This window comes from Acinetobacter portensis (genome assembly GCF_023158935.1).
GTDB lineage: Bacteria > Pseudomonadota > Gammaproteobacteria > Pseudomonadales > Moraxellaceae > Acinetobacter > Acinetobacter faecalis.
Genome location: NZ_CP096122.1, coordinates 18,104 through 39,285, shown reverse-complemented (window position 1 = coordinate 39,285; position 21,182 = coordinate 18,104). Strand labels below are relative to the sequence as shown.

Genomic DNA, 21,182 nt, shown 5'->3' with positions numbered 1-21,182 from the left:
GTTTGTATAGTATTTTAAGTATAAAAGTTACTTTATTCTAAATTAAACAAAATAATACGATATGTGAAGCCTGAGGTTTTAAGTTGTTATATAAACTACTATTGTTTTTGAATCTGAATTTACGCAAGCTAATTTTAATTTTAACAATTCTTAGTGTTTCTTGTTTATTTTTGGTCAGTTTATTTATTCTGAATTATGTGGTTAAACAGCAACTAATACAGAATTCGCTCTCTATAAATGAAAAATATTCATCAAAAATCGCTACTGGTGTAAATCGTGATGTCAGTAATATGCTACAGGAATTGCAATATAGTTCTAAGCAACTAGGACAAAACTTCTCTAGTACTTCATTAAGACAGGCAGAAGTCAAACGACTCAAAAATCAGTCAAATAACTTTAACAGTGTTTTTATAGTAGATCAGAAAAACCATATAGTTGCTTATGCACCATCTGCATTAGGTCTGAAATTCTATACCCCTTATACTACACTAGGTATTGTAGAGTCACTTAAAATTAAAAAAACTTACATTTCAGCTCCGTATTGGTCATCGGTAAATAATCTAGTCGTATTGATGTCTCAACCTATTTATGATGTGAATCAAAATTATAAGGGTTTTATCAGCGGGACGATTTATCTGCAGAAGAAAAACTTAATCAGTGAAATGCTATTTAATCAATTTGATTTTAAAAAAAGTTATATGTATGTCATAGACCAGCAGAGTCGTATCATTTCTCATCCAGATCCTAGCCGAATTGGTGAAAAAATTATAAATAATAGTGGGCTGAATTATATAAATGAAAATAAAAGTGGATCAGTGCGTCTAAGTAATAGTTTAGAGGTTGATAACTTAGCTGGTTTTGCACATGTTCCTAGTGTAAATTGGATTGTAGTTTCGCAACAGCCTACTGATCAATTACTTGAAGAGGCCAATGCATTAATTCTAAAAGTTTCTATTGGTATATTTATTTTTTATCTATTTATTTTTTTTATTGTCTGGCGGATATCTCACTTTATTTCCTCACCTCTTAATCACTTAGCAAAAATGGCAAGTATGCTGAGTAAAAATGGTACTCAAGATAAAATTAGTCAAGTAGACCCTTGGTATTTTGAGGTATTTAAATTTAGAACATCATTACTTTTGAGTTCCAAAGCATTTGATAAAAAGGTTTCAGAACTACGCCAACACATCAATATTGATCCACTGACTGGCCTCTATAATCGTCGTGGTATGCAATATTTCCTAGATGAATTAATAAGTACGAATACTCATTTTGCTGTACTCGCTATCGATATAGATTTTTTTAAAAAGATTAATGATACGTATGGGCATGACCGAGGGGATGAAGTTTTAAAGAGATTGGCTCTTTTAATGCAGCAAAACTTCAGAAGTCATGATTTTTGCTGCCGTACTGGTGGAGAAGAATTTATCGTATTGATGATGACTTCTGATGTACAAATTGCTTTTAATGTTGCAGAACGACTGAGAAAGAGTATGCAAGCAAGTCAAGTTGATGAAATAGAAAAAATTACGATTTCGGTAGGTATCGCATTTTGGCCGATAGATTCAAAAGATATAAAACAAGTTTGTAGAATGGCAGATAATAAACTGTACGAAGTAAAAAATAATGGACGTAACCATGTCCGTATGACTCAAAACCTACCTAAGCATAATTAAAATATATGGTGGTGTTTCAAAATGTATGCCGCTCATTTTAACACCACTATATAAAACCATGATTAATGTAAAAGAACCCAGATCAAAAGCTTTTATATGATTCAAAACTTTCTTCGAAAAACAGCAGGTTCTTCTTACTGCTCTCTTTATTCGATGTCTTAATCGGCAATTGTTACCCTCTATTCCAACTGTATGATATTTACCTTGGTGATTTGGCTTAAAGATTTTGATGAAGCTTTCCCAATGGTCACTCGCTATACAATCATAAGTAATATTCAGTTCTTCCATACGCATTTTTAGTTTTTGTGCTGTAACAACATCTCTTCCACCCCATACGAAAGCGACAATTTCTCCACTACTTCTATCGTAAGCGTCCGCTGAGCCCCACTTTTTCTAACTCATTAATACCGCGATAGTGTCCACTAAAATTTAAGTGGACACCTATTTATGGATTTAAAGACAGTTATAGACACTGCACCAACGCTAAAAAAGCCCCGTCGAACCTTCACGGCTGAATTTAAACATCAACTTATTCAGCAATGCCAGCAGCCAGATACATCGGTGGCTAAGGTCGCAATGCAACATCAGATCAATGCCAATCTGTTGCATAAATGGATTCGTCAGTCCAGATCAATGGTTCCATCATTAACAATCTCATCCATTCCACAGACCGACTTCCTTCCCGTCATTCTTCACCCGACGCCAGTCAAACAAGAAGCACCTCGGCCACCTGTGCCAGAGAAGAAAGCTACCGCTCATATCAGGATTCCATTACATGATGAACAAGGTTCCGTAAGGGATCAGATGATCGAAATCGAATGGCCGGTGGAGTCTGCAACTGAATTACTGCTTTTACTTCAGGGCTTGATCAAATGATCCGTATCGATGAAATCTGGTTGTCTACCCAGCCCATGGACATGCGTGCGGGTATGGATACGGCCATGGCGCAGATTATGAAAGCCTTTGGCTCAATCAAACCGCATTGCGCCTACCTGTTCTGTAATAAACGTGGCCATCGTATGAAAGTGCTGGTACATGATGGACTGGGCATCTGGCTGTGTGCCAGGCGGCTGGAACAGGGAAAATTCCACTGGGCTAAAGTTCACCAGGGTGAAAACGTAGCTCTCAGTCCAGAACAGTTACAGGCACTCATTCAGGGTTTGCCCTGGCAGCGCATTGGACGACAGCAAGTGGTCACAATGCTCTAAACTAGGCTGCTACATTGTGCTATTCTCCAAACGTTCTATTTCCTCTGCGTCATGACCTCAGGCATACTGCGGTCATGAAAATGCTGCCTGATTTAAGCCAACTGACCCATGAACAACTGCTGGAATTTACCCGGCAGTTGGCGATGCAGCATCAGTCTCTGGCACAATCAAATCAAGAATTAGAAAAATCAAACCAGCAATTGGATGCCAAAGTTCAGCATCTTTCTATTCTCAATCAAAAATACGAGTATGAACTGGCGCTGTTTAAAAAAGCATAAATTCGGCAGTAAAAACGAACATCTCACCGCAAAACAAATCCATCTATGGGACGAAGCGGTCGAAGAAGATATCGCAGCCGTTGATCTAGAATTAGAACGATTAAATGCAGATAAAACCGATGCAGCGACACAGAAAGCCACAGTCAACAAACCTAAACGTCGACTGCTGCCAGATCATCTACACACCATCCGTATTGGGCATGAACCTGCATCAACCCAATGCAGTTGTGGCTGCCAGTTACGTCGTATCGGCGAAGATATCAGTGAAAAACTGCATTTCAGACCGGCACAGTTCTACAAGGAACAGCATGTCCGTGGCAAATGGGTCTGTGATCAGTGCGACACTCTGACTCAGCAAGCGATGCCTGCCTATGTGATTGATAAAGGCATTGCTTCACCTGAATTGCTCAGCCATGTGCTGGTATCGAAGTATGCCGATCATTTGCCGCTGTACCGTCAGCGCCTGATCTATCAGCGGGCGGGCATTGATCTGTCCAGATCTACTTTATCTGACTGGATTGGTCGCTGCGGTGTGGAACTGGAACCTCTGGCCAATGCCTTAAAACAGGTGGTGCTGCAACAGCGGGTAATCCATGCCGATGAAACGCCGGTCACCATCATGCGGATGGGTGAGAATGAGAAAAAACCGAAGAAAGGTTATGTCTGGGCCTATGCCACCACACAGTACAATCCAGTTCAAGCGGTGATCTATGACTTTCAGGATAGCCGTTCAGGTCAGCATGCTGAAGCGTTCCTGAATGGCTGGCAGGGTCATTTGGTCTGTGATGATTACAGTGGTTATAAAGCACGCTTTAGATCAGGTCAGGTCATTGAGGTGGGCTGCATGGCACATGCACGTCGTAAATTCCATGAACTACATGTGACCAAGAAAAGTCAGATCGCTGAACAGGCATTAGTGCTGATTCAGAAACTGTATGCCATAGAAGCAGAACTCAGGAAAAAGACCGATGGTACAGCAGAACATCGCCGCGAATACCGGCAACAGCATAGCCAAACGGTGATGCAACAACTGTATGAATGGCTCAGCCAACATTATCTGGCGGTGCCATCGAGTTCTCCAACTGCCAAGGCGATCAATTACAGCCTAAAACGTTGGCAGGCACTCTGCCGCTATCTGAATGATGGCAATTTGCCTATAGATAATAACTGGATTGAAAATCAGATGCGCCCCTGGGCGTTGGGACGTAAGAACTGGCTGTTTGCTGGCTCGCTGCGCAGCGGCCAACGAGCTGCCAATATCATGACTTTAATCCAGTCAGCAAAGCTGAATGGACTGGATCCGTATGCCTATTTAAGTGATGTGCTGAAAAGGCTGCCGACGCATAAAGTGACCCAAATAGAAGAATTACTGCCACACCGCTGGAAATCCGACCAAAATTAAAAAATAGGCATGGGATTCAGCGGACGCTTACGTTGAAACTAAGATGCGCTGCATTAAATTATTAGGAGATAAACTCAGTACAAGGAGTTTTGATAGCCAAGTCAATGAGCTTCATGCACGTGTAGCAGTCCTTAACAGATTTACAGAATTAGGTCGACCACTTACCCAAGTTACGCCTTAAATTTGGCTCAATTAGGGGCGCTTTGCCTTTCAAATATTTGTGCAATAAAGCCGTTGGAAAGTAACCTTGAAACAAGTTATAAGCTTCTTTTTCATAAATTACTGAGTATTTGTATAAATATTTAACATCTGATTTTTTTTTAACCCAGATATTGAATTAAAATAAAAACCAATAAACAAAAACAAACATCATTGGTATTTATATTTTAATTATATTCATTTACAATAAAAATTACTAAGTCAATACATATTTAGTCTAAAATATCCATCAATCAAAAATGTGTGATAGCTTCGAACGTTAATCTTTGCATACTTGTAATTTTGAGTATTACTTCAATTCTCTAAGCTAATTTTTTACAAGTGTTCCTATCACCATAATTGTTATTCTTGTCTTCGCTATAAAGCGATCCAAACCTGCCCTCCATGGTCATAATCGCATGAACAAATTTTTAAAATACCTATTGGTATTCATCGTTCTGCTTATTATTGCAGCACTAATCTTTTTATTTAGACCTATCGCGTCTAAGAAAATTCAAAACACCAGCAATGAGCCTGTCGTTGACGCAGTCTTAGTTGGTGGTGGCATCATGAGTGCAACCCTAGGCACATATCTTAGTGAACTTGAGCCAAACTGGCAAATTCGCATGTATGAACGCCTAGACAAAGTTGCACAAGAAAGCTCTAACGGCTTCAATAATGCAGGCACAGGTCACTCTGGCTTTATGGAAATGAACTACACCTCTGAAAAAGATGGGAAAATGGACATTACCAAAGCTGTAAAAGTGGCTGAACAATTTGAAGTTGCAAAACAGTTCTGGTCTTATCAAGTCAAAGAAGGTGTTTTGGGACGACCAAATAGTTTCATCAACCCTGTACCGCACATTGCTTTCGTTTGGGGCGATAACGTGAATTTCCTCGAAAAACGTTACGCTGCAATGGTTAAAAACCCAATGTTTTATGGCATGAAATTATCTGAGAATCCTGCTGAAATTAAACAATGGGCACCATTGGTGATGAATGGTCGTGATGCTGCACAAAAAGTAGCTGCAACACGCATGGATGTAGGTTCGGATGTGAACTATGGTTCGATCACCACTCAATTGGTCGATCACCTTAAAAAACAATCTAATTTCCAGTTACAAACATCGACTGAAGTGACTGGCATTAGCCAAAACGATGATAAAACGTGGACTGTTGCATTTAAAAACCTCACTACAGGGAAAACAGATCACGTGAAAACGCGCTTTGTCTTTATTGGTGGAGGCGGTGCAGCGGTTAAACTTTTACAAATGACAGGCTTACCAGAAGCGAAGCAATATGCTGGCTTCCCTGTAGGTGGCGTGTTCTTAATGACCGACAACCCAAAAGTCACTGAAGGTCATACTGCAAAAGTTTATGGTCGTGCTGAATTAGGCGCACCGCCAATGTCTGTTCCACATATTGATACACGTTATATCGACGGTAAAAAATATGTGTTGTTTGGTCCATTTGCAACTTATTCAAACAAGTTCTTAAAACAAGGTTCTCAGCTTGATTTATTGAAATCAACCACTAAGAACAACGTTTTACCAATGACCGCTGTGGGTATGGAAAATCTTGATTTGGTGAAATACTTAGTTAGCCAAGTCATGATGACCGATGAAGACCGTTTTAATGAGTTGAAAAAATACTATCCTGATGCAAAACCAGAAGACTGGCGCATGAATCAAGGTGGTCAACGTGTTCAAATCATTAAGAAAGAACCAGGCAAACCTGCAAGCTTGCAATTTGGTACCGAGATTTTTGCATCACAAGATGGTGCTGTGACTGCCCTATTAGGTGCGTCTCCTGGTGCTTCAACTTCCCCTTATATTATGTTGAGCTTGCTTGAAAAAGCATTCCCTCAGCAAGTAGCAGGTAAATGGAATCCGAAATTACATGAAATTGTAAAATCGTACCAACAAGAACTCAGCACTAATCCTGTGCTTCTTGACCAAGTTCGCCAATACACCAGCGCAACCCTTGGTTTGAAATATACACCTATGGCTAAAGCTGCAAATGACGAAACTATTGCGGTAGCAAAAGCACAGTAATCTGCTTTAAACCCTAAAAAGGATGGACTTTGCGCCATCCTTTTTTAATTCATATTTGAAACTATTCTGTTTATGTCGCTTTTCCATTCCGATGCTTTTTTGGCTTTTCATTCACGTGATTTTTCACTTCTGAGTGTCAATCAGTTGTGCTTAATTCTAGCCATCATGATTCAAGAAGTCGTCATTGCCTATAGTATCTATCAACTCACTCAAAATCCACTCAGCCTTGGCATGATTGCCTTAATTGAGTTACTCCCCTTTATTTGCCTCTCCCTGATCAGTGGCGACTGGGCTGATCGCTATAACCGACAAAAAATTGTGCAGTGGAGTTTTAGCTGTAGCACTTTAATTCCATTATTATTTATTGTTCTTTTTTCTCAGTACCAACAACAGCACATTCAACAAAATACACTTTTATGCGGCATTTATAGCCTCATCTTTTGCTTAGGCATACTTAGAGGCATCTACAGCCCATCATTTAATTCATTACGCCCTTTTCTAACCCCCGAGTCAGTCTATAGCAATGCAGCCACATGGACCGCGCTCATTTGGCAAATAGGCGGCATTTTAGCGCCTTTATGCGCAGGACTTTTACTCGGCCAACTTGGGCTTGAAAAAACCCTCTTTATTGTTTTTTTCTTGTGTTGCGTGGGTAGCATCTGCTTATTCGGATTAAGTCCTCGTCAATTCCCTAGCCCCCATAAACAGCATTTAAGCAAAAGTTTGAAAGAAGCCTATTTGTTTATTTTTAAACATCCACTAATGTTTTGGAGTATGTTGCTGGATCTCAGCGCCATGCTTTTTTGTAGTGTCATTATCTTACTGCCTATTTTTGCACACGATATCCTGCATCTTGGTGTTGAAGGCTTAGGTATACTCAGAGCTGCACCAGCTATTGGCGCCTGTATCATGATGTTGATGTTGACCTGTTATTCTCCGATGCAAAATGCATGGAGAAATATGCTCTATAGTAGTTTTGCAATTGCTTTGTGTACTTTAGCCTTTGCACTATCCTCCCATGTTTGGCTCTCAGTCTTCTTCCTTGTTCTAATCGGTGCCTTTGATAGCATCAGCATGGTCATTCGACAAACTTTATTACAGCAACTCCCCCCAAAAGCACTATTAGGGCGTGTAGCGGCTTTAAATGGCATATTAGTCACTTCAGGCAATCAGCTCGGTGCCCTACACATGAGCCTGATGACGCGCTATTTTTCTGTGGTGCCAGCAGTACTTATTGGAGGGACGCTGTGTTTAATAATCTGTGGTCTAAGCTCTACTCGTACGCGACATTTATTCAAGCCATCTCCAACACTAAAAAAACATGCCACAGTGGCAAAAAGTGAATAGCATGTTAAGCTTCAAATCTTCTTTTAATATGATGTGAGTTTTCAATAGAGCAAATTATGAAACAGATTTTCCCCTTTTCACATATTCTCTATACCAAACTCTATTCTTTCGTACTATCAGTGTTGTTGGCTTATTGCCTATTCAATTCAATTTATACGTTCATTATTGGTGGAACTGGTTTTTATTTATTTGCAACTTTTATTTTAGCTTTTCAATGTAATTTCGCGTTACGCACTTCTCTCCATGACCGTATTTACACCAGTTTAGGGATAGTTTTGCTTATTATTGGGTTATTGTATACACATGGAATTCACTTTCTAAACCATTTAAAAACAATTGTATTGGTTCCAGCTTTAATTTTAACTGCCTTTGGAATAGATAATTTATATAGAAAGCCAAATAGACTTAGTTGTCTTAAAGTTGGACTAATCCTCGGCCTATTGCTATTAGCTTATATTCAATATTATGATTTAGTAGAACTGCAAAATTATTATGACTCTTTACATAATGATGAGACTTGGCAGCAATTTGGTGCATTATAACAGCTAGCACAAAAAAAATCGGTGGGTGAAAAATTTACAGTCCTAATTCTGATTTATCATGTTATTACATAGGAAAACTGCCTTTAAAAGGCGGGTCTTGCTAGTCTAGAATTGCAGACGAAAGGGAATAAAATGCCTGTATTGAACCGTACCGGGTTTGTCGGAGACTTTTTTATTTAAGTTAGGCCACCTGACCTAACCGGTTAATCTTATCATAGTACATTGCTTCAAACTCAAAAGGCGATACATAACCCAATGTAGGGCAATCAGTTCTGGATCATAAGCAGCTAAATACAGCTGTTTAATGGTAAGCGTCCGCTGAGCCCCACTTTTTCTAACTCATTAATACCACGATAGTGTCCACTAAATTTTAAGTGGACACCTATTTATGGATTTAAAGACAGTTATAGACAGCACACCAACGCTAAAAAAGCCCCGTCGAACCTTCACGGCTGAATTTAAACATCAACTTATTCAGCAATGCCAGCAGCCAGATACATCAGTGGCTAACCGAGTAATTTGACGGGTGGAAAGATTCAGGATTTCAGCAGCACGGACCTGGGTAATACGATGATCTCGAACGTCTTGCAGAACTGCAAGACGTTGAATTTCTTTGTCAGACATAGTGATCAGCATCTATATTTTATATCCAGTCCATGGTGATAAAAACCATCATAAACCAGACATTTTTATTGGTGAGAATATAGACACTTTAAATGGGTTCTAACAAGTGTTGTTATTCCCAAGTAGAAATGTCCTACCTAATAACCAAATAGAAATGTCCTATACAGGACTTTCCAAGTCAAGCACAGGATTCAGATTTCGTTCTTTGATTGCTGTTTTCTGTGCACGTCTACGTGGCATCTTTTGAGAACGATTACGTTTGTTTTGCTGTTCCAATTCTTCATGCTGTTGCTGGATATGAGCCAAGACTGAACCCAAACGTTTATTCTCAACGATCTCTCGCTGGTTGAGCTGACTTAACTTATCGAAGATGCTGTAATTGATCTTCCGACCTTGATGCTCAATCGCTACCGTACCATCAGGGTATTCCAGAAATTCAAGATATTTACCGATTAGCCTCTGATTTTCCTCTGTATTCTCCAGGAGATATACGCATTTATCATAAGTAATGGTCAAGCTATTCGTGACTCTACGGGGTTCACGCCAGGTAAAAACATCATCTAATTCCTCAGCTGTTTCAGTGACAGTCCGGTGTAGATCCTTGGGATTAAAAGCCATCTTGGCAAATTTACGATTAAACTGCTCGATAAAGTAGGGTAACCACTTATTCGCATCTGCAATCGAATTGATACCCTCCAGGCGCATTTCCTTGATCAGACGGTCCTGAAGGGTTCTGTTGGCACGTTCTACGCGACCTTTGGCCTGGGGTGAGTTAGCGAAGATGATATCGATATTGAGGGTACTGAGTACGCGTCCAAACTGGGTAATCTTGCTGTCTTTCTTGCTGCTTTGATTCACCCTAAAGACTGAATGTTTGTCGCTGTAAAACGCTAAAGGCTTACCATGCTGTTCAACATACAAGCGTGTCGAAATCATATAGTCAAAGGCTGATTCTGATTCACAGAAGCGTAAATGCTGCAATTTGCCTGTGGCATCATCGATAAAGACTAGCAGACAGCATTTAGCGGCTCTTCCTTCAAACCAGTCATGGTGTGAGCCATCGATTTGTACCAGTTCACCATAACAATCTCGGTTATATCGAGGCTGATATGGGCGTTTCAGGCGCTTGGAGCGAGGAATCCATAAATCGGCTGCAATCATCCAGCAACGCAGGGTTTCCACTGAAAGATCGAATCCATGAACGGTAGTGAGCTTTTCATGCGCTAAAGTGGGTCCGAAACCATGGAGTTGATCCGAAACAATATTGAGGCACTTGAGTCTGAGTTCTTCAGGAAGTTTGCAGTTGCTGGTTTGGCCACGACCAGCATGGGCTAATGCAGCTGGGCCTTGAGCTTTGTATTTCTGCAGTAAGCGTCTGATCTGACGTTCTGAAATATGAAGTAGCTGAGCAGCCTGGGATTGAGTTATGCGTTGATCGCAGATTTCCTGCAAGACCGACAATCGTTTAAGTTCTTTATCCGACATAGACACCAACATATCAAACCGTCCGCTTCAATAATCGCAAAAGTGCATATTCTAAAAGCGGACATTTTTACTTTGGAGAAACCGGACATTTCTATTTTGGGCTTACAAGTGTACTTCGTATAAGCTCTATTATGTTAAATGGGGAGTGGAATTACACATTAGAATTTAAAAAGTTTAAGTGCATTACTACTTAAAATCATATGCTGTTCTTGCTTATCTACTACAATTTTCTTTAAAGCATTGAATGCTAATTCATAAGAAATAGTTGATTCAAATTGAGTGTGTGGCCAGTCACTTCCCCAAATTAATTTACTTATTAATCCCTTTTCTTTTAACAAGGCATATGCTTTTTTAGCAATTTCGAGATTTTCTGAGGAATGTCCTAAACGATAAAATCCAGAAATCTTAATCCAATGGCGATCTACATTTAATAGCTTCAAGAATTCTTGATAATCTGACCCCGTAATATCAGGAATAGAATCAACACGCCCAAAATGATCAATGACAATATCTAAACTATATTGATTTAATAAAGGTAAAAGAGAAACTAAATATTCTGGTGGGGCATGTAGTTCAATTTGCCATTCCAAGATTTCTAAGTTTGTTAGAAATCTTTTCCATTCCGCTGTATCTAGAGAAGGTATTGGAAGACCAAATAGATTTAAGCGAATACCAACAATACCTTGTTCTTTTAATTGAGATAGTTCTTCTAAAGTAGCTGTTGTATCAACTACAGCAATACCTTTTAATCGTTCAGGGAATTGTCGAATGGCTTTGAGCATTACATCGTTATTTGTTCCAAAGAAGCTTGGTTGAATCAAAATACCATGCGTCAGATTATGTTTATCTAAATGAGAAATAAAGCTTTGTACTGGAGCATCGTAATTAGGAGTATAACGTGCTGTAGCAATGAATTGATCATGGGCTGAAAATACATGTGCATGAGTATCTATACTGTTCATTTTTATCTCACATTACAAATTTTAAAATTAAAAGAGCGATTAATGCAGCAGTCATACCTATCGGAACTGCTTTAAATAATAACTGATTAAAGAGCTGAGACTTATCGACATCTGCGGGTGCTGAAGCCATGATGAGACTACCACCTGAAGAGAAGGGAGAAATGGCAGAGGATTGAGCACCGACAATAATACAAATGAAAAGTACTAGCGGATTAAGACCGGATGCAAGTGCGAGTGCTGGGACGATTGGGAATAATGTGGGAGCAACAACGCCAAGAGTACTTGAAAATACGGACATAATTGCACTGATTAGACACAACAGAAAAGGAATTAGCCAAATAGGAACATTATTTGCTAACCATTCAGAAAGTATAGTAATAATCCCTAACTTCACACCCAGAGCGATAAGCATACCAACACCGCAAATCATGATAAGTGTTCCCCAAGGGACAAGTGCTATCACTTTTTTCTCATCTGCAAGTTTCATGAGTAAACTTATTAAAGAAAAAATAATAGCAATGAATGCAATATCAACCTTAGAATTTAAGAAACTAATTGTCTGAGCTTCAGGGAAAAGAAGATGTAATATAGGAAAAATTAATACAATGGACATCATTAAAACAATTAAGAATAATGATTTCTTTTGTTTAAGGTCAAAACCTTCAGGCTTTTGATCTTCAATAAAAATAGAATTGCTATTTCTATTCCAGAAAGTATAAAGACCTAATACTACGACTGGAATAATTAAAGTTACGACAAAAATCCCTAGACTATATGAAAAACTTGTTTGAGCATTGATTCCTACATTTTCCATTAAACTTCGAAAAATAATGCCACTCTGAGATGTCATGAAGTTTGCGCCAGCTAAAGCACCATAATTCACTGCCATTCCACCAATAATCATGCTCATGTTGGTTTTTTTGCATAGTAGTAATGTAATAGGTGCCATAAAAGCAAGTACAGTATAAAAACCTGCACCTAAGCCAGCAATAACAGTTGAAGCCAGAAAGATTGCTAAGGGTAAAAACTGTGGGAATCGACGGCATTTATACAGGAGATGGCTTGCGAGTTTTTCTAATGCGCCATTAGCTAAAGCAAAATTATAAAATAGTGTTACTGATAAAATAATAAAGAAAATTTTAACAGGCCATAACTCAATGACTTCTGCAGGCTTTAATCCCATACCAAAGCAGCCAATTAGATATGCAAAGACTATAGTGAAAAAGCCAATATTGATTTTCGTAATGTAGCCTAGCCCGATAGAAAGAGCTAAAGCCATTAGAATAAGTAAGGTCATGTTCATCGTTCCTTGAAGACATATAAACATATATATGTTTGGTTTTATATATTACATCTCTCTATGCTAATATTGTCAAATCTATTTATGTCGTACTACGCAAATGCTTGATGAAAGTACATTTAAAAATTTAAAATTACCTCGTTATGAAAAAGTTCGATGGGAAATTCAAAAATTACTTATTCAATCAAAATGGAATGTCGAAAAGCCTATTCCTAGCGAACACGAATTGGCTAATATGTACTGTGTTTCAATAGGTACAGTGAGGAAGGCGGTTGAAGGTTTGGTTGAAGAGGGTTTATTAGTTAAGTGTCCAGGAAAAGGAACTTTTTTAAAACAGCCTAATTTTGAGTCTTCTTTAATGCGCTTTTTTAGACTAAGGAATAAGCAAGGAGACTATATTCAGCCACAAGGTGAGATTAAGAAGTTAGTAGTAATTGATGCTATTCCAGATATTAATGCCAAGTTAAAAATTGAAAGCACGGCTAAATTAATTTATATCGAACGCATACGTAAAAATGAAGATATAGTAGTTTTAAGTGAAAGAATCTGGTTGCCAGATAGCTTATTTTTTAATTTAAAAAACATACCTTTAACAAGTTTCAGTAACTTACTTTATCCTTTCTATTATGAACATTGTTCTCAGTTTGTATTTTCTGCTGTAGAGCAATTATCTTTTGAAACTAATATTGAAGATGAATACTTAAAAAATAGTATTTCGGAACCATTAGCTAGAGTATGTCGTATCGCCAAAAACCTAGAGGGAACTGTAATTGAGTATCGCCAGTCGTATGGTCTAGCTGAAAATTTTCATTATGAAGTTTCAATTTATTGATAACAAACGAAAGGGTATCAATGAATCATTATTTTTATTCAGTTTTCCTAAAATTAACATAATGGCGATTATACGAATTGAACTTTTCTTCATCTAAGAATATAGTGTGATTAACAATGTTAATCATAGGAGCTTAACATGGCTTCAAATGCACTAGTAACTACTCGCATTAACGAAAACATTAAGCATGAAGCAACTGAAGTTCTTGCAACAATGGGCTTAACTGTCTCAGATGCAGTTCGCTTGTTGTTAACCAAGGTAGCGAAAGAAAAGGCTCTGCCTTTTGAAATTTGGCAGCCCAGTGCTGAAACCATTGCTGCAATGGAAGAAGATCTAAGCAAAGCAAAGAGCTTCACTTCTGTAAAAGATTTGATGGCTGATCTAAATGCGGACGATTAAGTACACATCAGCATTCAAGAAAGACTATAAACGTGAGAAAAAAGGGCAGCATCGAAATACAGTAGATGCTGAACTACAAACTGTTTTAGAGTTATTGCAAGCTGATGAAGCCTTGCCTGAAAAGTATCGTGACCATGCTTTGGTCAGTAATTGGGTAGGTCATCGTGACTGCCATATCAAACCAGATCTTGTTTTGATCTATAAAAAAACAGAGGAAGGCGAACTACTAATTTTGAAATTAGTTAGGTTAGGTAGTCATAGTGAATTGGAAATTTAAGTGACCTAATTTTCAACAGGAAATTTTTAAAATTATCTTCAAAAATGGGAGCTTAAGCTCCCATTTTTTATTTCGTATTATGTTAATTTTAGAAGATCCTCCTTTTCTACTTACATATATGTCATCATTCTATATAACAGACATACATGTATTTTTATGACTATTTCACAAAGCAAAAGCCTTTTTTATTACTTATTAATATTTATAAGTAACCAACCAATCTATGTTTTACGTATTTTTTCTAGCTTTTTAGCAAAGTTAGTTAATCTATTAAAAATAAGTAAAACATCACAAACAATTAGATTAAATTTAAATATTACTTTTCCTGAACTAAGTAAAACAGAGCGTGAAAAAATTATTCAAAAAGCTATTCATAATGAAATGACTTCTTATTTTGAGTTTTTTAATATTTGGGGAGCTAGCTCTGAAAAAAACCTCTCTCGTATTTCAAATATATATGGAGAAAATTTACTAATACAAGCTTTAGAAAAGAAACAAGGGCTTGTAGTCCTCCTTCCTCATTTTGGTACTTGGGAAATTCTAACCACTTATATTTCTCAATTTACTGAATTAACTATCATGTATAAACCTGTAAAAAATCAAACAGCAGATCATTTTTTACGTCAAGCACGGAACAGAGAACCCGCAAACTTAGTTCCAACAGATGAAAATGGTGTTAGACAAATTTTTAAAGCTTTAAAAAATAATGGTACAACCATGATTCTTCCAGATCATAGTCCACGCCATCCAAGTACTTTGATTCCTTATTTTGGCATACCACTTTCATCTAGTAATCTTAGTTCAAAGCTCATTCAAAAAACGAAAGCTGAAGCATTATTCTTATATGCAATGCGTAATAAAGATGGTGGATTTGATATACATATCGAAACGATAAATGAAGCAATATATACAAGTTCAGCTGATGATGGTACTGCCATTATTCACCAAAAACTAGAAAGCCTTATTCAACGATATCCTGCACATTATCATTGGAGTTACAAACGCTTTAAAGCCAATCCTAAACTATATGATCTTTACAATATTCCACCTAATGAGGCTCTTAATAAAATTGAAGAAATTCGTTATCTAAAAATTTAAGCTATTTTCAATCAAATAACTCCTATTTAACATAATGGTTGTTATGCGAAGTCGACTTGTAATGCAATTTGCATTACACTATTCCTAGTACATTAAACACTTGGGAAATATGATGGCTACTGTTAACTTCAGGGTCGATGAAGCCCTTAAAGAAAAATCTTATTCAATCCTTAAAGAGCAAGGTATTGCACCTACGGATTTCTTCACTAGTATTCTTGAGTATGTTGCTACGACTGGGAAACTGCCCGTCAAAAAAGCTTTGCTTTCGGAAGAAGATGAAGAATTATTAGCTCTTGTCCGTAAGCGCATTAACGATCCTAAAGAGATGTTTGAGGAAGTCACATTAGATGACTTATAAGCTTTTACGTCACAAGGACTTTACAGCAGAATGGGAAAAACTCCCTGTTGCTATACGAGATCAATTTAAAAAGAAACTAGCTAAAGTCATAGAGCAGCCACATATTCCAAAGAACATGCTTAGAGGCGATCTTGCAGGTTGCTATAAAATCAAATTATTAAAAGCTGGTGTCCGACTTGTCTATCAAGTTAAAGATGATCAGGTAGTTATCCTGCTCATTACCGTCAGAAAACGAGCTGATAGCATAGTTTATGACGAAGCGAAAAAGCGAATTAAAGATTAAAAATGGGAGCTTATAGCCACTGCTGTCCCACAATTTTTATAAGAGGAAGCTCACATGAGCTTCCTCTTGTTTGATGGGGATTTTATCGGGTGAAAATAACGCTTTTAAGGTTTTTATTTCAAATAAATTCACCTGAATTATTCTGAGTAAGCGCTGAACTGTCCAGCCTTTTTTCCCTAAATGTTGAGCGAAACTTACTAGTAAATAGGCGATCATCGCAATCCAGATTTGTGTCTGAATTGCGTTCCTGCTGCGGCCTAGAAACGCTTTTAATTTGAGATTTTGCTTAATCGCCTTAAAGAACAGCTCAACTTTCCAACGATCTTTATAAATCGCCGCAATGGTGGAGGCGGCTAAATGAAAGTTATTGCTGAGAAAGCTAAAGTGCTTGCCACTTTGCTGATCTCTATATTCAATTCTTCTTAACACTGGGGCTTTTCTTTTTAGGGCATGTGCGCTATTCAGCTGAATGGTTTCATCTTTTAGAATACCTTTGGATTCAAGCACTGGATGTTGCTGGATCACCTGATACACAGATTTAGGCCTAAAACGTGTGACAAATCCAATGTTTTGAGCAGTCAGATTTGCATACCATTGGTAATCGACATAGCCTTTATCAAAAACTACAATGCTGCCAGCAGGAAACTGGAATTTGCGGCCTTGTACCATGTCATTTTCTTTGCCATTTTCAACTGCAACAAACTCAGGAATATCATTGCTGTGATTCAATCCTATGCTGAGTTTCATGCTGGCTTTTGAGTCGTGAACTTTGGCCCATTCACATAAGGAAAGCGACAGGTCAATATGACTGGCATCCAAGGAATACAAGGGATTCTTAAAGCGAAATTTATGAGCTACTTTTGAGTGTTCATAGTATTTAAGCAACTTGTAAAATAGCTGTTGATACAAGGCAGCAGGCTGCTGCTCATTGATTCGTGCCAGTGTACTTCGGGGTATAGACTTTGCTCCGAGATGACTCAGTTTTTCCTGCTGGCACTCCAGATTGGATTGAATATCTCTCAGACTTTGCCTGCAGGAAAGTTGAGACATCAATATGGCAATAAACTGATCCCATCTTGAGGCCGCTCTAAATTTCTGTCCAACATGGTGTACTTTAGCAAGTTGTTCAAAATCCTGTCGCACGACGGGTTTAATCAGCTGATGAAATACGGTATTCTGATGTGACAAAACCTGAATCCTGGTCGTTAAAGTGTTGGTTCGTACTCATATTTTAACTGTTAGGACTCAGGTTTTTTATTTAAATCAAACTATGGGACAGCAGTGAGCTTATAGCTCCCATTTTTAACTTTGCATAACGTGTATTATGTTAATTTTAGAGAAACTCATAAATGAATATAATAATTTGATTAAAATCCATTCTCTAAAATTCGGATATCAACACCAAGAACATCATCTTTTATCTTAAAGTGATGTTCTTGCATATGTACGGTTGCAAGGTGGGCATCTAAATGTTTGATACTTTTCCATTTTTCCAACATAACGACTGTATTTTTCAATGGCGCCTGATAAGACGCATGACTCTCATGATTAATAAGTAATTCGTAACTAAAACAACCATCTTCTTCAAGCACTGTTGGTGTGATCTCCTTGAATGAATTGATTACATGTTGCAGATGCTCTGAACCGGGTTTTATTTTAATTTCAGCAATAATTGTTAACATCATTTACCTCTATATCACTGATGCAGAAAAATTACGGATCAAATGTTGGCGATAATCATCTTTTATTTGTGGTACGTTTGGTGCTTTGATGACGTCATGAGCAATAAATGTTGACATGCTTTGCATACCAAGAAACTCATTGGCTTTTCGAAAAGGTAAATAAACCCCATCTACACCTCTCCCCTCAAAAAATTGTTTTGGATCAGTAAATGCTTCAGCAGGTGCATTCCAAGTTAATGACAGCATAAATTTTTTGCCATGCATTAAACCTCCCGAACCATATTTTTTAGAAGTATCCGAACGTGAACGACCATCATTAGCGTATATATGACCATGACCTTCAGTAAATACATCATCAATATATTTTTTTACTGTCCATGGTGCACCCATCCACCAGCCTGGCATTTGATAAATAATAGCATCAGCCCAAAGATATTTTTTTACCTCCTCTTTTGGATCAAAAGCACTATCAGCACGCGTAACTTTAACTTTATGACCTAATTCGGTTAATACTTCTTCTGCCAAAATCGTCAAGGTATCATTCAATTCACCATTAGAATGAGCAAAAGTTTTAGCACCATTGATAATTAAAATATTATTCATCTTCATCCCAAATTGAATAGAGAGGTACAATATAAATTTAAGATTCATCAACATAAATGCAATTATTAACAAAACATTATTGATTAATTGTTAATAATTAAAATTAATATATAATTAAAAATGATTTTTTATTAATGATTTACTTAGATATGAAATCTACATTTGATGAACTTTTAGTATTTGTTACGATCGCTGATTGTGGCTCTATAGTGAAAACAGCAGAACAATTAAATCAAACAACATCTGCTATCAGTCGCACATTACAACGCCTCGAAAAAAAATTAAATGTTAAATTAATCGAACGTACAACCCGTAGCCTTAATCTTACCTATGATGGAAAAATTTTTTTAGAAAGAGCAAGAAAATTACTTTCTGATTTGAATGAAGCTGAAGAGTTGTTAATTAATCCAGGTACTGAACCTACAGGCTTAATTAAAATAGATTCAGCAACACCGTTTGTATTGCATGTAATTATTCCATTAATACCAGAGTTTATAGAACGATATCCAAAAATCAGTATTGAACTAACTAGTCATGATCATGTAATTAATTTATTAGAGCATAAAATAGATGTTGCTATACGGTTTGGTGATCTAGAAGATTCAAGTCTCTATGCAAAATTATTATGTAAAAGTCGTTTGTATATCGTTGCTAGCGCTGAATATCTCAAAAAAAATAACTTACCAAAATCTATTATTGAGTTAAATCAACATAGATTATTAGGATTTAGCCATCCTTTGCATTTAAATAATTGGCCAATTTATATAAATGATCAACTATATAAAACTTCACCATCTATTACAGCTTCTAATGGCGAAAGTGTTCGTCAACTTGCTTTACAAGGCGTAGGAATTGCTTGTCTCTCTGAATTTTTAATTTTAAAGGATATAAAAGAAGGTAAATTAATTGCTTTGTTTGAAGATGAAATAAAGATTCATGAGCAAAAAATCCATGCTGTCTATTACAAAAAAAATTATATACCTAAGAGAGTTAGATTATTTATTGATTATTTATATGAAAAATTACAACAGCTTAATTAATTTTAAATGGATTTTTTAGGCATATTTAGTTGAATAATGTTTGAAATAAATCTCCATTTAACATAATGGGCATTATACGAAGTACACTTGTATATTAATTTAAATATCAATAACTTAAAAAATTCACCCTGACCACAAAATGCACAAAAAATCTGCTTTTGTAATAAGTTGGTGAGTTTTTAGGCAAATCTGTAATATTTTGCCAAGAGAATTGATTAATAAGTGATCATTTTGGGATCAATGCCTATTTCATGCGGATCTAGGTTGCGAAACTATCCCCAATTGCTGTGGAAAAAATTTAGGCTATTTTGTACGCTTAGGCTCACATCAATCTCGGCCCTTTGCTGCTATGCGGCATACTGGAATTTTCCTATGATCAAGTCATCAGGAACAGGATGTTCCATAACATAAAACAAAAATTATAAGTTATTGCACATGGACCAGAGGGTACAACAGCACAATCAGCAACGATAAAAAACCCCGGCAGGATGCTGGGGTTTTTTATTGCCTATCATTTCTCATTTGCAAAACAAGCATAATGCTCCTAAAATATAGACTATAATCTATATTTTGGTTGTGGTATGTGGACAGTCATTACGACAGATCTATTTAATCAGTGGCTTGAACAGCAAGACGAATCAACACAAGAGAAGGTTCTGGCTGCCCTGGTTGTTCTACAGCAGCAAGGACCAAGTTTAGGCCGCCCTTTAGTAGATACCGTCTATGACTCTAAATTTACCAACATGAAAGAGCTTCGTGTTCAACATCGAGGTAAACCACTGAGAGCTTTCTTCGCATTTGATCCATTACGTCAGGCCATTGTGCTATGTATTGCTGATAAAGGCGGTAAAAAACGATTCTATACAGAGATGCTGGCAATTGCAGACCAACAATATGAACTTCATCTCTCAACATTAGGAGAACAATCTAATGGCTAAAACTTTGCAAGAATTATTAGCTAACCGCTCTCCAGAGAGCCAAGCCCGTATTCAAAAAATGGCAGATGAATTACTGCTAGAAAATCAGCTTCATCTTATTCGTGAAGAACTCGAAATTTCTCAAAAAGAGCTTGCTGAAACTTTGGGAATAAAACAGCCATCGCTTTCAGCAATAGAAAATCGTGGCAATGATCTTAAGATTTCAACCATGAAAAAGTATGTTGAGGCAATGGGCGGGAAGCTCCGTATTGATGTAGAGCTTCCAACAGGAAAACATATAGGATTCAATGTTTAACAAGAAAAATGGGAGCTAAAGGCTCCCATTTTTGGATTCGTATAACGTGTATTATGTTAATAATAGAAACTCTTAACTATTTTACTTAACCTGTATCTCATCATTAAGACTTTGCACTTGATCTATAAAACACGAGAAATGGCACGTGCAGATGTGTTTGATTATATCGAGATGTTTTACAATCGAATCAGGCGTCATTCGCATCTCGATGGGATGAGTCCAGAAGCCTTTGAGGCAGCTTCAAAATGAGGCTGTCTAATGTCTAGGATACTGGGAGCAGTCCAGCTTCATATGTTGTGTT

Annotated in this window: 22 protein-coding genes and 5 pseudogenes; 18 read left to right on the top strand and 9 right to left on the bottom strand. The window is 37.3% G+C overall.

Going from position 1 to position 21,182, the window contains the following annotated elements; all coding sequences use genetic code 11:
* Nucleotides 1–83 precede the first annotated feature (83 nt).
* Nucleotides 84–1,676: a sensor domain-containing diguanylate cyclase gene (locus MZO21_RS14645; RefSeq protein ID WP_248104066.1), complete on the top strand. Its 1,593-nt coding sequence runs from the start codon at nucleotides 84–86 to the stop codon at nucleotides 1,674–1,676.
* 46 nt (nucleotides 1,677–1,722) lie between these two features.
* Here MZO21_RS14645 and MZO21_RS14640 read toward each other — a convergent pair.
* Nucleotides 1,723–2,048 (bottom strand): annotated as a pseudogene (locus MZO21_RS14640) (IS1 family transposase); the annotation flags it as partial.
* Between the two features lie 75 nt (nucleotides 2,049–2,123).
* Between MZO21_RS14640 and tnpA the strand changes: the two are divergent.
* The 7 genes and pseudogenes from tnpA to MZO21_RS14605 all read left to right on the top strand — a co-directional run bounded on the left by tnpA (nucleotide 2,124) and on the right by MZO21_RS14605 (nucleotide 8,705).
* Complete coding sequence (gene tnpA, locus MZO21_RS14635; RefSeq protein WP_154773689.1) at nucleotides 2,124–2,552, top strand: IS66-like element accessory protein TnpA; 429 nt, start codon at nucleotides 2,124–2,126, stop codon at nucleotides 2,550–2,552.
* The gene (tnpB, locus tag MZO21_RS14630) at nucleotides 2,549–2,884 is read left to right on the top strand and encodes an IS66 family insertion sequence element accessory protein TnpB (protein ID WP_004783682.1); all 336 of its coding nucleotides are present in this window, start codon (nucleotides 2,549–2,551) and stop codon (nucleotides 2,882–2,884) included. The genes tnpA and tnpB overlap by 4 nt, the downstream gene beginning before the upstream one ends.
* Before the next feature lie 74 nt (nucleotides 2,885–2,958).
* Nucleotides 2,959–4,564, top strand: a pseudogene (gene tnpC / locus MZO21_RS14625) (IS66 family transposase).
* 31 nt (nucleotides 4,565–4,595) lie between these two features.
* A pseudogene (locus tag MZO21_RS14620) lies at nucleotides 4,596–4,745 on the top strand (IS5/IS1182 family transposase); the annotation flags it as partial.
* Nucleotides 4,746–5,181: 436 nt separating this feature from the next.
* The gene (mqo, locus tag MZO21_RS14615; RefSeq protein WP_154773690.1) at nucleotides 5,182–6,816 is read left to right on the top strand and encodes a malate dehydrogenase (quinone); all 1,635 of its coding nucleotides are present in this window, start codon (nucleotides 5,182–5,184) and stop codon (nucleotides 6,814–6,816) included.
* A gap of 72 nt (nucleotides 6,817–6,888) precedes the next feature.
* Nucleotides 6,889–8,163, top strand: a complete 1,275-nt coding sequence (locus tag MZO21_RS14610; protein ID WP_248104063.1) for an MFS transporter — start codon at nucleotides 6,889–6,891, stop codon at nucleotides 8,161–8,163.
* A 56-nt stretch (nucleotides 8,164–8,219) separates the two neighbouring features.
* Nucleotides 8,220–8,705 (top strand): hypothetical protein, encoded by a 486-nt coding sequence (locus MZO21_RS14605; RefSeq protein WP_154773691.1) that lies wholly within the window; start codon nucleotides 8,220–8,222, stop codon nucleotides 8,703–8,705.
* 181 nt (nucleotides 8,706–8,886) lie between these two features.
* Here the strand turns inward: MZO21_RS14605 and MZO21_RS15180 are convergent.
* From MZO21_RS15180 to MZO21_RS14585, 5 genes and pseudogenes are all read right to left on the bottom strand, one after another.
* Nucleotides 8,887–8,961: pseudogene (locus MZO21_RS15180) on the bottom strand (type II toxin-antitoxin system HipA family toxin); the annotation flags it as partial.
* Nucleotides 8,962–9,179: 218 nt separating this feature from the next.
* Entirely contained in the window at nucleotides 9,180–9,329 is a 150-nt protein-coding gene (locus tag MZO21_RS14600) for a hypothetical protein (RefSeq protein ID WP_171501373.1), read from the bottom strand.
* 159 nt (nucleotides 9,330–9,488) lie between these two features.
* Nucleotides 9,489–10,814, bottom strand: coding sequence for an ISNCY family transposase (locus MZO21_RS14595; RefSeq protein ID WP_248129642.1), 1,326 nt, complete (start codon nucleotides 10,812–10,814; stop codon nucleotides 9,489–9,491).
* 158 nt (nucleotides 10,815–10,972) lie between these two features.
* The gene (locus MZO21_RS14590; protein WP_104489951.1) at nucleotides 10,973–11,776 is read right to left on the bottom strand and encodes an amidohydrolase family protein; all 804 of its coding nucleotides are present in this window, start codon (nucleotides 11,774–11,776) and stop codon (nucleotides 10,973–10,975) included.
* 7 nt (nucleotides 11,777–11,783) lie between these two features.
* Nucleotides 11,784–13,073: an SLC13 family permease gene (locus MZO21_RS14585; RefSeq protein ID WP_104500405.1), complete on the bottom strand. Its 1,290-nt coding sequence runs from the start codon at nucleotides 13,071–13,073 to the stop codon at nucleotides 11,784–11,786.
* A gap of 103 nt (nucleotides 13,074–13,176) precedes the next feature.
* Between MZO21_RS14585 and MZO21_RS14580 the strand changes: the two genes are divergently transcribed.
* From MZO21_RS14580 to MZO21_RS14555, 6 genes are all read left to right on the top strand, one after another.
* Nucleotides 13,177–13,908, top strand: a complete 732-nt coding sequence (locus MZO21_RS14580) for a GntR family transcriptional regulator (RefSeq protein WP_104500406.1) — start codon at nucleotides 13,177–13,179, stop codon at nucleotides 13,906–13,908.
* A 138-nt stretch (nucleotides 13,909–14,046) separates the two neighbouring features.
* Nucleotides 14,047–14,307, top strand: a complete 261-nt coding sequence (locus tag MZO21_RS14575; RefSeq protein WP_005265047.1) for a type II toxin-antitoxin system RelB/DinJ family antitoxin — start codon at nucleotides 14,047–14,049, stop codon at nucleotides 14,305–14,307.
* Nucleotides 14,294–14,584, top strand: a complete 291-nt coding sequence (locus MZO21_RS14570; protein ID WP_154773789.1) for a type II toxin-antitoxin system YafQ family toxin — start codon at nucleotides 14,294–14,296, stop codon at nucleotides 14,582–14,584. Before MZO21_RS14575 ends, MZO21_RS14570 begins: the two co-directional genes overlap by 14 nt.
* Before the next feature lie 156 nt (nucleotides 14,585–14,740).
* Complete coding sequence (locus MZO21_RS14565; protein ID WP_154773788.1) at nucleotides 14,741–15,682, top strand: lysophospholipid acyltransferase family protein; 942 nt, start codon at nucleotides 14,741–14,743, stop codon at nucleotides 15,680–15,682.
* 112 nt (nucleotides 15,683–15,794) lie between these two features.
* Nucleotides 15,795–16,040, top strand: coding sequence for a type II toxin-antitoxin system RelB/DinJ family antitoxin (locus MZO21_RS14560; protein ID WP_000246756.1), 246 nt, complete (start codon nucleotides 15,795–15,797; stop codon nucleotides 16,038–16,040).
* Nucleotides 16,030–16,323 (top strand): type II toxin-antitoxin system RelE family toxin, encoded by a 294-nt coding sequence (locus MZO21_RS14555; RefSeq protein ID WP_248103949.1) that lies wholly within the window; start codon nucleotides 16,030–16,032, stop codon nucleotides 16,321–16,323. Before MZO21_RS14560 ends, MZO21_RS14555 begins: the two co-directional genes overlap by 11 nt.
* Before the next feature lie 36 nt (nucleotides 16,324–16,359).
* Here MZO21_RS14555 and MZO21_RS14550 read toward each other — a convergent pair whose 3' ends face one another.
* The 3 genes from MZO21_RS14550 to MZO21_RS14540 form a co-directional block, all read right to left on the bottom strand.
* Nucleotides 16,360–17,511, bottom strand: coding sequence for an IS4 family transposase (locus MZO21_RS14550; RefSeq protein WP_248104258.1), 1,152 nt, complete (start codon nucleotides 17,509–17,511; stop codon nucleotides 16,360–16,362).
* A gap of 179 nt (nucleotides 17,512–17,690) precedes the next feature.
* Nucleotides 17,691–18,005, bottom strand: a complete 315-nt coding sequence (locus tag MZO21_RS14545) for a putative quinol monooxygenase (RefSeq protein ID WP_248103960.1) — start codon at nucleotides 18,003–18,005, stop codon at nucleotides 17,691–17,693.
* Nucleotides 18,006–18,014: 9 nt separating this feature from the next.
* Nucleotides 18,015–18,608 (bottom strand): NAD(P)H-dependent oxidoreductase, encoded by a 594-nt coding sequence (locus MZO21_RS14540; protein WP_248103953.1) that lies wholly within the window; start codon nucleotides 18,606–18,608, stop codon nucleotides 18,015–18,017.
* Nucleotides 18,609–18,757: 149 nt separating this feature from the next.
* Between MZO21_RS14540 and MZO21_RS14535 the strand changes: the two genes are divergently transcribed.
* The 4 genes and pseudogenes from MZO21_RS14535 to MZO21_RS14520 form a co-directional block, all read left to right on the top strand.
* Entirely contained in the window at nucleotides 18,758–19,648 is an 891-nt protein-coding gene (locus MZO21_RS14535; protein ID WP_248103956.1) for a LysR family transcriptional regulator, read from the top strand.
* Nucleotides 19,649–20,229: 581 nt separating this feature from the next.
* Nucleotides 20,230–20,586: a type II toxin-antitoxin system RelE/ParE family toxin gene (locus MZO21_RS14530; protein WP_092818271.1), complete on the top strand. Its 357-nt coding sequence runs from the start codon at nucleotides 20,230–20,232 to the stop codon at nucleotides 20,584–20,586.
* On the top strand, nucleotides 20,579–20,881 hold the full coding sequence (locus MZO21_RS14525) for a helix-turn-helix domain-containing protein (protein ID WP_092818272.1): 303 nt from the start codon (nucleotides 20,579–20,581) through the stop codon (nucleotides 20,879–20,881). The genes MZO21_RS14530 and MZO21_RS14525 overlap by 8 nt, the downstream gene beginning before the upstream one ends.
* Before the next feature lie 120 nt (nucleotides 20,882–21,001).
* Nucleotides 21,002–21,130, top strand: a pseudogene (locus tag MZO21_RS14520) (IS3 family transposase); the annotation flags it as partial.
* Nucleotides 21,131–21,182: the final 52 nt, after the last annotated feature.